This is a genomic window from Micromonospora reichwaldensis, assembly GCF_031845925.1.
GTDB classification, from domain to species: Bacteria; Actinomycetota; Actinomycetes; order Mycobacteriales; family Micromonosporaceae; genus Micromonospora; species Micromonospora reichwaldensis.
This window is the reverse complement of record NZ_JAVRFL010000001.1, coordinates 302,112-315,866: the sequence shown is the minus strand read 5'-3', so window position 1 is coordinate 315,866 and position 13,755 is coordinate 302,112. Positions and strand designations below refer to the sequence as shown.

At 72.1% G+C, this 13,755-nt stretch carries 11 protein-coding genes and 1 riboswitch; of the genes, 4 read left to right on the top strand and 7 right to left on the bottom strand.

Annotated elements, in window-relative coordinates; translation table 11 throughout:
- Positions 1-87: 87 nt before the first annotated feature.
- Positions 88-639, bottom strand: a complete 552-nt coding sequence (locus RM555_RS01495; RefSeq protein ID WP_132235313.1) for a pyridoxamine 5'-phosphate oxidase family protein — start codon at positions 637-639, stop codon at positions 88-90.
- Positions 640-717: 78 nt separating this feature from the next.
- On the opposite strand from RM555_RS01495, the gene dcd reads away from it, so the two are divergent.
- Entirely contained in the window at positions 718-1,296 is a 579-nt protein-coding gene (gene dcd / locus RM555_RS01490; RefSeq protein ID WP_121397319.1) for a dCTP deaminase, read from the top strand.
- Between the two features lie 71 nt (positions 1,297-1,367).
- Here dcd and RM555_RS01485 read toward each other — a convergent pair whose 3' ends face one another.
- A complete protein-coding gene (locus RM555_RS01485; RefSeq protein WP_311410036.1) occupies positions 1,368-2,408 on the bottom strand; it encodes a C40 family peptidase in 1,041 nt (346 codons plus the stop codon).
- A gap of 12 nt (positions 2,409-2,420) precedes the next feature.
- A riboswitch (cyclic di-AMP (ydaO/yuaA leader) is annotated at positions 2,421-2,554 on the bottom strand.
- 239 nt (positions 2,555-2,793) lie between these two features.
- Here RM555_RS01485 and RM555_RS01480 point away from each other — a divergent pair.
- Positions 2,794-4,818, top strand: a complete 2,025-nt coding sequence (locus tag RM555_RS01480) for an N-acetylmuramoyl-L-alanine amidase (RefSeq protein ID WP_311410035.1) — start codon at positions 2,794-2,796, stop codon at positions 4,816-4,818.
- Between the two features lie 76 nt (positions 4,819-4,894).
- Here RM555_RS01480 and RM555_RS01475 read toward each other — a convergent pair whose 3' ends face one another.
- The 3 genes from RM555_RS01475 to RM555_RS01465 form a co-directional block, all read right to left on the bottom strand.
- Positions 4,895-5,893, bottom strand: coding sequence for a C40 family peptidase (locus RM555_RS01475; protein WP_311410034.1), 999 nt, complete (start codon positions 5,891-5,893; stop codon positions 4,895-4,897).
- A gap of 144 nt (positions 5,894-6,037) precedes the next feature.
- On the bottom strand, positions 6,038-7,081 hold the full coding sequence (locus tag RM555_RS01470) for a hemolysin family protein (RefSeq protein ID WP_311410033.1): 1,044 nt from the start codon (positions 7,079-7,081) through the stop codon (positions 6,038-6,040).
- Complete coding sequence (locus RM555_RS01465; RefSeq protein WP_311410106.1) at positions 7,074-8,387, bottom strand: hemolysin family protein; 1,314 nt, start codon at positions 8,385-8,387, stop codon at positions 7,074-7,076. Before RM555_RS01465 ends, RM555_RS01470 begins: the two co-directional genes overlap by 8 nt.
- 123 nt (positions 8,388-8,510) lie before the next feature.
- Here RM555_RS01465 and RM555_RS01460 point away from each other — a divergent pair, with 123 nt between their 5' ends.
- Positions 8,511-9,188, top strand: a complete 678-nt coding sequence (locus RM555_RS01460; protein ID WP_311410032.1) for a GOLPH3/VPS74 family protein — start codon at positions 8,511-8,513, stop codon at positions 9,186-9,188.
- Positions 9,189-9,249: 61 nt separating this feature from the next.
- Here RM555_RS01460 and RM555_RS01455 read toward each other — a convergent pair whose 3' ends face one another.
- The gene (locus RM555_RS01455) at positions 9,250-11,469 is read right to left on the bottom strand and encodes a (Fe-S)-binding protein (protein ID WP_311410031.1); all 2,220 of its coding nucleotides are present in this window, start codon (positions 11,467-11,469) and stop codon (positions 9,250-9,252) included.
- A gap of 382 nt (positions 11,470-11,851) precedes the next feature.
- Complete coding sequence (locus RM555_RS01450; RefSeq protein WP_151454344.1) at positions 11,852-12,115, bottom strand: cell division protein CrgA; 264 nt, start codon at positions 12,113-12,115, stop codon at positions 11,852-11,854.
- Between the two features lie 227 nt (positions 12,116-12,342).
- Between RM555_RS01450 and RM555_RS01445 the strand changes: the two genes are divergently transcribed.
- Positions 12,343-13,149, top strand: coding sequence for a DUF881 domain-containing protein (locus RM555_RS01445; protein ID WP_311410030.1), 807 nt, complete (start codon positions 12,343-12,345; stop codon positions 13,147-13,149).
- Positions 13,150-13,755 lie beyond the last annotated feature (606 nt).

The following is a 13,755-nucleotide window of genomic DNA, read 5'->3' as shown; positions in this document are numbered from 1 at the left end:
CGTCTGTGCGGCCGTGCACGCGGGGGCCGGGCGGTGGTCACGGTGCGGCGCCCCGGAGGGGGACGGCCCGGGGCGCCGCACCGCGTCTCAGGCGGCGGGGCGGGCGGCGTGGTCGCCGACGCGCCCCGACCGGGTCTCGGGCACCAGCGCGGTGCCGGCGGCGGCCGCGCGGGGGTCGAGCCACACCTGGACGGCGGGCCGGCCGTGCCACTCGCTGGCGCCGCCCGCGACGCCGGACTCGCGACGGGCCAGCATCGCCACGTCGACGGTGAACTCGAAGACCCGCCAGTCGACCTGCGGCGCGGCCCGGTGGCTGCGGGCCAGCCGGGCGACCCGCGCCGGGTCGGTCACCGGGCGGGCGTGGCCGGCGACGTAGGCTTCGTCGTCGCTCTCCTCGGGCGGGAACGAATGCAGCGCGTAGCGGCCGTCGCGCTCCAGGTCGCGCCGCTTGGGCGAGTCGACGACGAAGCAGAAGAGCCCCTCGTCGGTGATCACCGGGGAGACCGGGTGCACCCGGGGACCGCCGTCGGCGCGGACGGTGGCCAGGTAGCCGAAGCCCGGCCCGTACTGCTGCATGAGGAGGCGGATCCCGTCGGCGAGGCGGGGCTCGTCGGCGGCGAATTCGGACCAGGAAGCCATGCCGGCATTCTATCGAACAATTGTACGAAGATGCACTCCGACACGCAGGTCACGCGTGTCGGTCGCTAAGGTGTGCGGATGCTGCTCTCCGACCGCGACCTGGCCTCCGAGATCGAGGCGGGAACGCTCGCGCTGGAGCCGTTCGAGCCCGCGCTGGTGCAACCGTCCAGCATCGACGTACGCCTGGACAAGCTCTTCCGGGTCTTCAACAACCACCTCTACACCCACATCGACCCCGCGCAGCAGCAGGACGACCTCACGTCGATGGTCGAGGTGCCCGAGGGCGAGCCGTACGTGCTGCACCCGGGCGAGTTCGTGCTCGCCTCGACGCTGGAGGTGATCACGCTCGGCGACCAGCTCGCCGGCCGCCTGGAGGGGAAGAGCTCACTGGGCCGACTCGGCCTGCTCACCCACTCCACGGCGGGCTTCATCGACCCGGGCTTCTCCGGTCACGTGACCCTCGAACTGTCCAACGTCGCCAACCTGCCGATCACCCTCTGGCCGGGCATGAAAATCGGCCAGCTCTGCATCTTCCGGCTCTCGTCGCCGGCGCAGCACCCGTACGGCTCGGCCGTCTACGGCTCGCGCTACCAGGGGCAGCGCGGCCCGACCCCGAGCCGCTCCTGGCAGCACTGGCGCACCTGGCCCACCCGCTGACCCGGCGGCGGTGCGTTAGGAAGGGCACCTTCCTCTACCGAATCCGTTAGGAAGGTGCCCTTCCTTACACCTCAGCCGGGGCGGCCGTAGCTGTGGATCGGGCCGTCGTCGACCTTCTTCATCTTGATCGGCACCCCGGCGCGGGAGGCGTGCACCACCCAGCCCCCGCCGACGTACATGCCGACGTGGTGCAGGTCGCTGTAGTAGAAGACGAGGTCACCCGGGCGCAGCTCGCCCCGGCTGACGGTCGCGGTGGCCCGCCGTTGCTGTGCGGCGTTGTGCGGCAGCGACACCCCCGCCTTCGCCCACGCGGCGAGCATCAGCCCGGAGCAGTCGTACGAGTTCGGCCCCTCGGCGCCCCAGACGTAGGGCTTGCCGATCTGCGCGCAGGCGAACTTCACGGCGGTGCCGGCCGGGCCGCCGGGATAGCCGGCCGGGCAGGGGGCGGGACGCAGCGGCCCGCCGCCGCCGTTGCCGTAGACCCGCAGCCGCAGCTTCTGCAACCGGTCGATCTCGGCGTTGATCTGCTTCTTCTTCGCCGCGAGCTGGGCCTCGGTGCGGCTGAGCTGGACGACCATCTCGTCCAGCGGCGCCTTCTTGGCGGCCAGCCGGTCGCGCAGCTCGGCGACCTGCCGTACGTCCTGCTGCTGGTGCTGGGCGAACTGGTCGAGCAGTTCGAGCTGCCCGATCATCTCGCTCGGTGAGCGGCTGCCCAGCAGGGCGTTGACGGCGGAGACGTTCTCGCCCTTGTAGGCGCGGGCCGCCAGCGCGCCGACCTTCTCCATCGCCTGGTCGACCTGCTTCTCCAGCGGCCCGATCTGCGCGGCGAGCGCGTCGGCCTGCTTCCGCCTGGCAGCCAGGTCCTGTCTGGTGGCGTTGTGCCGTTCGATGATCGGTTCGAGCTTGTTCCAGTCCTCGTCGATCTGCCGCTCGATCTCGGCGACCGTCGGTTCGGCGTGGGCCGCCGTGGCGCCGCCGGTCAGGACGACGGCGAACGCGGCCAGGGCGGCGAGGGCGGTGGTGCAGCGGTACCAGCGTGGACGCGGCGCAGCCGTCACCGGGTCGGCGAGGGCCGACCGGGCCGACGGTGGCCGCGGGGCATGGTGTGCCACCGGGCTTCGTACTCCTTCTTCCGTACCGCCTACCGGGTTAGCTGACGGGTTCGGGCGGGAAGGGGCGCCCTACCGCAGGACTGCGGATTCACCCCGGGGAACCTGGGTCCCCGGCTCGCTCGGGAGCGACTCGGCGGTGTCGGACCGTCACCGCCCTGGTTGGACGGAATGTCACCGGCCGACGAATGACCAGAGTAGAGACGACCGTTATCGATCCGCAACCCTACGGGCAGTGACACTCCGTACCCACCCGGGTCGGGCCGGATCCGCAACCCGGGCGACGAAGATTTCCTTCCTTCTGAAGTGTCTGACGGAAAGGTATTGACCAGAGGCGGCGGGTGGGGCGAAGGTGACCCCACCTTTGCCCGTCCGAACTGGGGGTCTGATGCACCTGTCAGCGACATCGAGGAGCAGACGCGTCCTGCTGGCCGCCGCCGTGGCCGCCGCCATGGCGGCGACGCCGCTCACCGCCGCCGGGTCCGCCGCCGCGGCAGCGCCGGTGACCGACCGGCAGCAGCAGTACGCCGCCGCGGCCGCCGAGTACGGCGTACCGGAGAGCGTCCTGCTCGGGGTCTCCTACCTGCAGTCCCGCTGGGACACCAACGCCGGCACGCCGAGCACCAGCGGCGGCTACGGACCGATGCACCTCACCGACGCCGAGCACGTCGCCGCCCTCGCCGGCGGCACGCACCACGACGAGGGCACCGAGGACCCGCGCGGCGACGACTCCCGCCCGTCCCTGGCCGAGGCCCACGAGCCGCCTGCCGCGTCACCTCCCGCCGAGGCCGCGCTGCGGACCGTCGACGCCGCCGCCGGGCTGACCGGCGCCAGCGAGGAGTCGCTGCGGACGGACGTCACGGCGAACATCCGGGGCGGCGCGGCGCTGCTGGCCGCGTACCAGAAGGAGATCGGTGCCCCGGTCGGCGCCGGCACCGACCCGGCGGCCTGGTACGGCGCGGTGGCCCGGTACTCCGGCGCGGACAGCGCCGACGCCGCGGCGGCCTTCGCCAACGAGGTGTACGCCACCATCGCCACGGGCGACAGCCGGGTGACCGACGACGGGCAGCGGGTCACGCTGGCCGGCCAGGCGGTCCAGCCGGACCGCTCCTGGCTGGACCGGCTGCGCCTGCGCAAGCTCGCCCGGCCGGACGGGCTGGAGTGCCCGGACGACATCTCCTGCGAGTGGATCCCGGCGCCGTACGAGAACTACGGCCCCACCCTGGGCGACTACGGCAACCACGACCTGGGGAACCGTCCCACCCAGCAGAAGATCGAGTACATCGTCATCCACGACACCGAGGGCTACTTCGGCCCCAGCGTCAACCTGGTCAAGGACCCGAAGCGGGTTGGTTGGCACTACACCCTGCGCTCGGTGGACGGGCACATCGCCCAGCACATCAAGACCAAGAACGTCGGCTGGCACGCTGGCAACTGGTACGTGAACGCCAAGTCCATCGGCCTCGAACACGAGGGCTTCGCCGGGCACGGCACCTGGTACACCGAGGCGATGTACCGCACCTCCGCCAAGCTGGTCCGCCACCTGGCGCGGGCGTACAACATCCCGCTGGACCGCAACCACATCATCGGGCACGACAACGTCCCCGGCACCGTCGCCGCGAACGTGCGCGGCATGCACTGGGACCCGGGGCCGTACTGGAACTGGTCGCACTACTTCGACCTGCTCAAGGCGCCGTTCAAGTCGACCGGCACGCACCGCACCGGGCTGGTCACCATCGACCCGGACTTCGCCACCAACCAGCCGCCGTTCACCGGCTGCAACCGGCAGCCTCCGGGCGTGCCGAACCCGCCCCCGGCGACGGCCCCCTGCCCGCTGCGCGGCTCCTCCGCGCTGTTCCTGCACAACGCGCCGAGCCACGACGCGCCGCTGGTCAACGACATCGCGCTGCGGCCCGACGGCACCCCGAACACCACGTACGTCTCCGACCACGGGGCCCGGGTCTCGGCCGGCCAGACGTACGCGCTGGCCGAGGTGCAGGGCGACTGGACCGCGATCTGGTACCTCGGCCAGAAGGGGTGGTTCCACAACCCGGCCGCCAAGCCGACGGCGAAGTGGACCGTCGGGTTCGTGGTGACCCCGAAGGCCGGTAAGGCCACCATCCCGGTGTACGGCCGGGCCTACCCGGAGCAGGCCGCCTACCCCGAGGGCGTGCCGTACCAGGCGATCTCGCCGTTGCAGTACACGCTCTCGGCCGGCCAGCGGTACGCCGTCGGCAACCTGCTCCCCGGCGAGTACTACCGGGCCACCACGTTCGACGGCTCCGCCCCCCACGACCAGACGGTCGTCCGGGGCGACAACAGGTACGTGCAGGTCCAGTTCGGTCACCGGATCATGTACGTCAACCTGGACGACGTGAACCTGGTGCCCTCCCCGCTGGGCGCGCCCCGCTGATCCACCCGTATGACGAGAGCCCCCGGTCGGATCGACCGGGGGCTCTCGTCGTTGCCTTGCTGGGCGGTACCGGGGCTCAGCCGGGCCTGCGGAACCCGGCCACCGGCATCGTGTTGATGCTGGAGACGTTGACCGGTTTGCCGGCCCGGGGCGCGTGCACCATCTTGTCGTTGCCGAGGTAGAGGCCGACGTGGTGCAGGTCGCTGAAGAAGAAGACCAGGTCACCCGGGCGCGCCTCGGAACGCGGGATGGCCTTGCCCTCGTTCCACTGCGCACCCGTGAAGTGCGTCAGGTGGATCCCCGCCGCCTTGTAGGCGTACTGGGTGAGACCGGAGCAGTCGAACGAGTTCGGGCCGGTGGCACCCCAGACGTACGGGTCGCCGACCTGCGCGCAGGCGGTCCGGATCGCGGTGCGGGCCGCGTCGCTGACCACGCCGTTGATGGTCGGGCACTTCTCCGTCTTGACGGTCGTGACCGGCAGCGACGCCTCGAGCTTCTTGATGTCGGCGTCGATCTGCTTCTTCTTGGCAGCCAGGTCGTTCTGCTGCTTCGTCTGCGACACGATCAGCGTGTCGAGCTTCTGCTTCTCCGCGTCGTACTTCTGGCGGACCCGGGTAACGCCTTCGAGCTGCTTGCGCTCCTGGGCGGCCAGCCGGTCCAGCAGCGTCAGCTGCTCGGTCAGCGTGTCGGGCTTGGCGCTGACCAGCAGCGCGCCGATGTCGTGGGACGGGCCGGAGATGTAGTAACGGGAGGCGAGATCGCCGACCCGGTCCATCGCCAGCTCGCTCTCCAGCGCCAACGGCTGGATCTTCTTCTGCAGGTCCTCCGACTTCTTGCGGTTGACCTTCAGCTGCGCCCGCACCTTGTTGTACTGCTCGATGGTGGGCTCGAGCTGCTCCCACTTCTGGTCGATCGCGGCCTCGATCTCGTCGACCGAGGGCTCGGCGTGGGCGGGCGCGGCCAGCATGCCGGCGCCGACCGCCGCCGCGGCGACCAGGGTGAGCAGACGGTGGGCGACCCTGCGCAGGCCACCCGGACGAGCAGACCGTCCCGGTGCGTGACGATGAGGGGGCATGGTTGCCACCGGCACCGACTCCTTTTGCAACCCGGCCGCTTGGCGCCTCGCGCGAGGGAAGAGGGGCGAGACAGACGACCCACAGCGGCCGGTGCCCAACATTAGGGAAGGCCGGCAGCGGAATCAAGGCGATCGAGGGCCACTTCACGCCTGCGCAACCGCTTGCGTACCAAGGGTGTCGGCCCGCCTGCCAACGATAGCGGTCAACACGTCGTCGAGCGTGACCACACCGAGGGGGCGGCGACCGTCGCTGACCAGCACCATGTGCCGCCGCTCCCGGCGCATCGACAGCAACAGGTCGGCGAGCGTACGGTCCGGCGGCACCACCGCCAACGGCCGGTAGACGTCCGCCGGCACGGGGGCCCGCCGGCTCGCGCCCGCGTACCCGAGCACGTCCTTGACGTGCACGAAGCCGAGCACCCGGCGGGTGTGCCGCTGCACCACCGGGAAGCGGGACCGGCCCGTCAGGGTGGCCAGCACCTCCAGCGAGGCGGGCGAGACGTCCTCGGCCACGGTGTTCACCGTGGACCACGGTTGCAGGGCGTCGGCGGCCGTCCGGCTGTGCAACGCGAGCGCACCGGTGATCCGGGCGTGCTCCTCCGCGTCGAGCAGCCCCTCCGTACGCGCCTGCGACACCAGCCCGGCCAGCTCCTCGGCGGTGAAGACCGTCTTCACGGCCTCGGTCGCCTCGACCCGCCACAGTCCCAGCACCCGGCGCGACGCCCACTTCATCGCCACCAGCAGCGGCTTGGTGGCCAGGCAGAACGCCAGCATCGCCGGCCCCAGCCAGAGCGCCGACGGCTCCGGCCCGGCCAGGGTGATGTTCTTCGGCACCATCTCGCCGACCACGGTGTGCAGGAAGACCACCACCCCGAGGGCGAGCACGAAGGCCACCGGGTGGACCACTCCCTCCGGCAGCCGCGCCGCGCGGAACGCCGGCTCCAGCAGGTGCGCGAGGGCGGGCTCGGCGATCGCGCCCAGCCCCAGCGAGCAGACGGTGATGCCGAGCTGCGCCCCGGCGATCATCAACGGGATCTGGTTCATCGCCGACAACGCCCAGCGGGCCCGCTTCGAGCCGGCCGCCAACGGCTCGACCACCGTGCGCCGGGACGCGATCAGCGCGAACTCGCTGCCCACGAAGAACGCGTTGCCGAGCAGCAGCGCGACGGTGACCAGCAGCTCAGGCATCGCCGTCCGGCTCCTCGGGACGGAGCACCCGGACCTGCTCGATCCGGTGCCGCTCGACCTCCACGACGGTGAACTCGAAGCCCGACTCGTCGACCGTCTCGCCCGCGAGCGGGATGTGGCCCAGCCGGGCCATCAGGAACCCGGCGAGCGTCTCGTACGGCCCCTCGGGCAGCCGGAAGCCGGTCTGCTCCGCCAGCTCGTCCGAGCGCAGCACCCCGTCGACGAGGACCGTCCGCTCCCCGCCCGGCACCCTCAGCCCGACCGCGCCGACGTCGTCCACCGCGGCCGGGTCGAACTCGTCGGCGATCTCCCCGACCAGCTCCTCCACGAGGTCCTCCGTGGTGACCACGCCGTCGGTGCCGCCGTACTCGTCGACGACGATGGCGAGGTCGGCACCCGCGCTGCCGAGCGCGGCCAGTACGCCGTCGAGGTCCAGGCTCTCCGGCACGTACACCGGTTCGCGGGCCACCGACCCGACCGTGGTCGAGCCGCGCAGGGCCAGCGGCACGCCCAGCGCGTCCGGCACCCCGGCGACGCCGGTCACCAGGTCGAGGGTCTCCTCGTACACCGGGAACCGGGTCCGCCCGGTCCGGCGGGACAGCGCCAGCAGCTCCGCCACGGTGGCGGTGGCCCGCAGCGCGACCACGTCGACCCGCGGGGTCATCGCCTCGGCGGCCCGCTTGTCGCCGAACCGGATGGTCCGGCGCAGCAGCATGGCGGTGTCCGGCGGCAGCGCCCCGGCCCGCGCCGAGATGGCCGCCAGCAGCCCCAGCTCCTCCGGCGAGCGGGCGCTGGCCAGCTCCTCCTGCGGCTCCACGCCCAGCAGCCGGACCAGGCGGTTCGCCGAGTCGTTCAGCGCCCGGATCAGCCAGCCGAAGGCGCGGGAGAAGGCACGCATCGGGCCGGCGGTCGCGAGGGCGGTGGGCATCGGCCGGGCCAGCGCGAGGTTCTTCGGCACCAGTTCGCCGAAGAGCATGGAGAGCAGGGTGGCCAGGGCCAGGGCGAGGAACGGGGTGAACCGGCCGGCGGCGTCCCCGGCGACCGGCCGCAGCAGCGGGGTGAAGAGGCGGGCCAGGGCGGGCTCGGCCAGGTAGCCCGTGAGCAGCGCGGTGAGGGTGATGCCGAGCTGCGCCCCGGAGAGCTGGAAGGAGAGCTCCCGCAGCGCCCGGCGTACGGTCGCGGCCCGGCCGTCGCCCGCGGTCGCCCGCTGCTCGATCTCGGGGCGGTCCACCGTGACCAGGGCGAACTCGGCCGCGACGAAGAACGCGTTGCCGCCGGTCAGCAGCACGAAGCCGACCAGGGGCAGCAGCGTGGTCAGCAGCAGGCCATCGATGGTCGTCTCACCTCGGCGAGATTCTCGCACGGGCGGCGGCCCCGGTCACGGGCGGAAGATCTGCCGGGCTCGCCGGCCCCGGCTACCGTCAGGTGCATGGCCCCGCTCACGCTCGCCCACGAACTCGCCCTGCTCGGCTACGACGACGCGGGCGTCAACCAGCTCGGCCGTCCCACGCTCGACTACGGCCTGGCCGGCGCCCTGCTGCTGGAGCTGACGCTCGCCGGTCGGGTCGAGGTCGCCGACGACCGGCTCGTGGTGACCGACCCGACCCCCGTCGGGCAGCGGCAGCTCGACGACGCGCTGACCCGGATCGCCACCGAGCCGAAGCGGCACAAGCCGAAGGACTGGATCAGCCGGCTCGCCAAGGACCTGCCCGAACAGGTGCTGGACGGGCTGGTCACCGCCGGCGTGCTGCGCCGCGACTCGGACAAGGTGCTGTGGGTCTTCCCGCGTACCCGCTATCCGTCCACCACCGGCGCGGAGCCGGCGGTGGAGACGCAGGCCCGGCAGCGGATGGTCGCCGCCGTGGCCGCGGACGGCCCGGTGGACGGGCGGACGGCCGCGCTCATCGGCCTCGCCCGGGCCGTCGGCCTGGACCGCAAGCTCTTCGCGGAGCTGCCGAAGGAGCACGTCAAGCGCCGGCTGACCGAGATCGCCGCCGGGGACTGGGCGTCCGCCGCCACGAGGAAGGCGATCGAGGAGATCCAGGCGGTCATCCTGATCACGACCACCACGGCCGTCACCACCACGATCATCACCACGACCTCCTGAACGACGACGGCGGCGACACCGGGGAGGTGTCGCCGCCGTCGGGCGTCGCAGGGGGTACGCGTCAGCCGGCCACCGGCGCCCGCTCGGTGTCGCCCGGCGCCTGCTCGGGCTTGACGGAGCGGAGCAGCACGCTGGCCACGTCGACGACCTCGACCTGCTCGCCGGCGCCCTTGCCGTTCACCCCGTCGTTGAGCATCGTCGAGCAGAACGGGCAGCCGACGGCGACCGTCTTCGCCCCGGTGGACATGGCCTCCTCGACCCGGTCCACGTTGATCCGCTTGCCGATCTTCTCCTCCATCCACATCCGGGCACCGCCGGCGCCGCAGCAGAAGGAGCGCTCGCTGTTGCGCGGCATCTCGATGAGGCCGCCGTCGCCGCTCGCGCCGTCCCCGCCGGCGATGGCACTGCCGAGCACCTCACGCGGCGGGGCGAAGACCCGGTTGTGCCGGCCCAGGTAGCAGGGGTCGTGGTAGGTCACGCCGCCGTCGACCGGCTGCACCGGGGTGAGCTTGCCGGTGGCGACCAGGTGCGCCAGGAGCTGGGTGTGGTGGACCACCTCGAACTCGCCGCCGAGCTGGCCGTACTCGTTGCCGAGGGTGTTGAAGCAGTGCGGGCAGGTCGCGACGATCTTCCGCTTGCTCTTCTCCCGGCCCTCGAACGCCTCGTTGAGGGTCTCGACGTTCTGCTGGGCGAGCATCTGGAAGACGAACTCGTTGCCGATGCGGCGGGCGGGGTCGCCGGAGCAGGTCTCGCCCTCACCGAGGATCGCGAACTTCACGCCCGCCTCGTTGAGCAGCGTGGCGACCGCCCGGGTGGTCTTCTTGGCCCGGTCCTCGAACGCGCCGGCGCAGCCGACCCAGAAGAGGTACTCGAAGTCGTCGACCTCGCCGACCCGCGGCACCTCGAAGTCCAGGCCCTTGGTCCAGTCCTCGCGGGTGTTCTGCGGGGCGCCCCACGGGTTGCCCTTGTTCTCCAGGTTGCGCAGCATCACGCCGGCCTCCGACGGGAAGCTCGACTCGATGAGCACCTGGTAGCGGCGCATGTCGACGATGTGGTCGACGTGCTCGATGTCGACCGGGCACTGCTCGACGCAGGCACCGCAGGTGGTGCAGGACCAGAGCACGTCCGGGTCGATGATGCCGCCTTCCTCGGCGGTGCCGATCAGCGGCTTCTCGGCCTCGGCGAGCGCGAGGACGTCCATGTGGGCGAGCTGGGCAGCGGTGGCCTTCTCCTCGCCGGTCAGGTCCTTGCCGCCGCCGGCCAGCAGGTACGGCGCCTTCGCGTACGCGTGGTCGCGCAGGCTGAGCACCAGCAGCTTCGGCGACAGCGGCTTGCCGGTGTTCCAGGCCGGGCACTGCGACTGGCAGCGGCCGCACTCGGTGCAGGTGCTGAAGTCCAGCAGGCCCTTCCAGGTGAACTGCTCGACCTGGGCGACCCCGAACTGGTCCTTCTCCGGGTCCGCCTCCTCGAAGTCCAGCGGCTTGCCCTGGCTCGTCATGGGGCGCAGCGCGCCGAGGCCGGAGACGTTGGCGCCCGGGTCGCGCTTGAAGAAGATGTTGAAGAAGGCCAGGAAGCGGTGCCAGGCGACGCCCATGGTGACGTTCAGCGAGATCACGATGAGCCAGGTCATCGAGATGACGATCTTGACGAGCGCGGCGACGCTGACGCCGGCCGCCCAGTTCGGCAGCAGGCCGCCGACGGCGTGGCTGAGCGGGGCGGCCCAGACCGGGTACTCGAAGTGGTCGGTGGCGACCTTGAAGCCCCGGATGACGAAGCCCATGATCAGTACGGCGAGGATGATGCCCTCGACGAAGTAGCCCTGCCACATGGTCGAGCCGGTGAACCGGGACTTGCCGCCCGGCCGGGTGGGACGGTTGCGGAGCCGGATCGCGATCAGCACCAGGATGCTGACGATGCCCAGGATCGCGAGCCACTCGGTGACCAGCCCGTAGATCGCCCAGTTGCCGACCAGCGGCAGCCCGCCGGTCGGGGAGACGACCTCGAAGTACGCCTCCAGCACCAGCAGCGACAGCACGATGAAGCCGACCATCACGAACCAGTGCGCCGCACCCACCACGCTCCAGCGGAGCATGCGGGTGTGGCCGGCGGTCTCGGCCAGCATCGTCTTCGTGCGGGTGCCCGTGTCACCGAAGCGGGTCGGGTCCGGCTGACCCAGCCGGATGACGGCCACCATCTTCATGACCGCGCGTACCGCAAGCCACACCGCCACGGCGGTGATGGCGAACGCGAGGATCGTGGTGACGATCTGGACGCTGCCCATCGAGTTGGCCTCCCGGTCTGCTGCCTGTCGAGCGGCTCGGCGACCGGTGCCCGGGTCCGGGCACGACCGGCGAGCAACAGCTGCCGCACCCTCGACCGGACCGGTCGATGACCTCGCTCCGCTCGGTCATGCAGTGCAGCCTACGCGCAAGGTTACCCAGGAGTAACGTGAGTCATCTCGCACCGGGCCGCGCCGCCCTGCGCACACCTTAGGGCGAAGACACCCCAACCGCCGGGTAGGGGCTCCACCGAGTGACGTGGATTGCCACGCCACCGGCCCGGAGCCGGCCGGCGCCGACGGCGGGGCTGACCGCGCCCCGACGACCCCGCCGCCGGTCCGGCGGCGGGGTGCGGCGCTCAGCGCCGGCGGGAGAGCGGGACGCTCAGCGCCAGCGGGATAGCAGGATCAGCGAGGCGACCATCGCGCCGAAGCCCACCGCGAGGTTCCAGTAACCCCACGACATGACCGGGTACTCCTGCTCGGAGAGGTAGTAGATCACCAGCCAGCCGATGCCGAAGACGATGAGGGCGACCGCCGAGACCGGGAGCCACACCGGGCTAGGCTTGCGCGTCGCCGCCGTCGCCGTCGGACGGACATCCGTCGGCGGGGTGTACACCTTCTTCTTGCGAACCTGAGACTTGGGCACGACGCTCTCCAGAGGGGTTACGACCTCGTCCGGCCTGACAACCGGGCGCGGGGGCGACGGTCCATGGCCAATAATGTTCGACAGCTAGCGTAGTCCCGAAGGCCCGTCCAATCCACGAATGGGGCGAGGCCAGTGCACGGAGTGACCGAAATAGGCGGGACTGTTCGGGTCGCCGCGGCGGCTCGCGCCTCCGCGGGCTGAACCAGACGACGGGGAAGGAACGCTCGGTGGAGTACACATCCGGCGCGGCCTCCTGGCAGAAGGTGCTCCGGCGGGCGGTCGCCGGGCTGCTGCCTCGACGCCCACGGCAGCGACGACCGGGCTGGTCGATCGGGGTGCCGCTGATCGCCGCCGCGGCCGGGCTGCTCTTCACCACCACGGCGACCACCGCAGGCGGCACCGCCCTGCGCGAGGACCGCCGACCCCAGCTCAACCAGTTGATCGAGGACCGGCGCGCGGAAGTGGCGGCCAGCGAACGGCGGGCGTCCGACCTGCGCGACGAGGTCGAGGGCCGTACCAGCGCCCTGGCGAGCTCCGACGGCCCGATCAAGGAACAGCAGGACCGGGCCGCCGCCAGCCGGGCGGACGCCGGCTTCACCGCGCTCGCCGGCTCCGGGGTGACGGTGGAACTCGACGACGCGCCCCGGCGCAACGACGGCACGCTGCCCGCCGGGGCCACCAACGACGACCTGGTCGTCCACCAGGGGGACGTGCAGGCGGTGGTGAACGCCCTCTGGGCGGGAGGCGCCGAGGCCATGTCCATCATGAACGTCCGCGTGCTGTCGACCAGCGCGGTACGCTGCGTGGGTAACACCCTGCTGCTGCACGGCCGGGTGTACTCCCCACCATTCAAGATCGTAGCAATCGGCGATCCGGCTGCCCTGCAGCGGGCCCTCGCCGACTCACAGGGAGTCCGGTTGTTCAGGGACCTGGTCGACGACTACAAGCTCGGTTACAAGGAGACCGTCTCCTCGGTGACCGTGCCGGCGTTCGAGGACTCGACCACGCTGCGCTCGGCGACGGTGCCCAGGTGAACCGCGTACCGGACGACCGGCCCGAGGACCGCGACGGCCGTCACCGCGACCAGGACGACGGGCCGACCGCCTTTTTACCCAAGGTCGACCGGCCCGGGCCCGCCCCGGCCCGCCCGGCCCCGGCCGGCGCCTGGCCGGAGCCCACGCTCCCGCCCCGCTCCCCGACTCCCCGTCCGCCCCACGGGCCCGACCCGGCCGCCGGCGACGCTCGTGCGCCTGCCGGCCCCTCCGCCGGATGGTCGCGCGCCGCGCCCGACCCGACCCGCCCGGCACCGGGGCCCGGCCGTCCCGCGAACCTCGGCCATTTCCCGCCGAGCGCCGACCAGAGCCGCTCCGCCGGCAGCCCCGCCCAGCCCACCGAGCCCGGCCGTCCCGGTCCGGCGGACCACGGCCGCCCCTGGCCCGCCAACTTCGGGCGGACCGGCTCCGCCGACTCCGACCGGCGCGGCCCTGCCGACCCCAGCCGCGTCGGCCCTGTCGAGCCCGGTCGCTCTGGTCCTGCCGACTTCGGCCGCCAGGAGACCACGGACTTCGGCCGCCCGCAGCCTGCCGACTCCGACCGGCGCGGGTCCGGCTTCGACCGGCATGGGTCCGGCTTCGACCGGC

Coding starts and splice junctions, on each gene's coding strand:
- RM555_RS01495 (WP_132235313.1), bottom strand. CDS start 639: ATGGCTTCCTGGTCCGAATTCGCCGCCGACGAGCCCCGCCTCGCCGAC.
- dcd (WP_121397319.1), top strand. CDS start 718: ATGCTGCTCTCCGACCGCGACCTGGCCTCCGAGATCGAGGCGGGAACG.
- RM555_RS01480 (WP_311410035.1), top strand. CDS start 2,794: ATGCACCTGTCAGCGACATCGAGGAGCAGACGCGTCCTGCTGGCCGCC.
- RM555_RS01475 (WP_311410034.1), bottom strand. CDS start 5,893: ATGCCCCCTCATCGTCACGCACCGGGACGGTCTGCTCGTCCGGGTGGC.
- RM555_RS01470 (WP_311410033.1), bottom strand. CDS start 7,081: ATGCCTGAGCTGCTGGTCACCGTCGCGCTGCTGCTCGGCAACGCGTTC.
- RM555_RS01460 (WP_311410032.1), top strand. CDS start 8,511: ATGGCCCCGCTCACGCTCGCCCACGAACTCGCCCTGCTCGGCTACGAC.
- RM555_RS01455 (WP_311410031.1), bottom strand. CDS start 11,469: ATGGGCAGCGTCCAGATCGTCACCACGATCCTCGCGTTCGCCATCACC.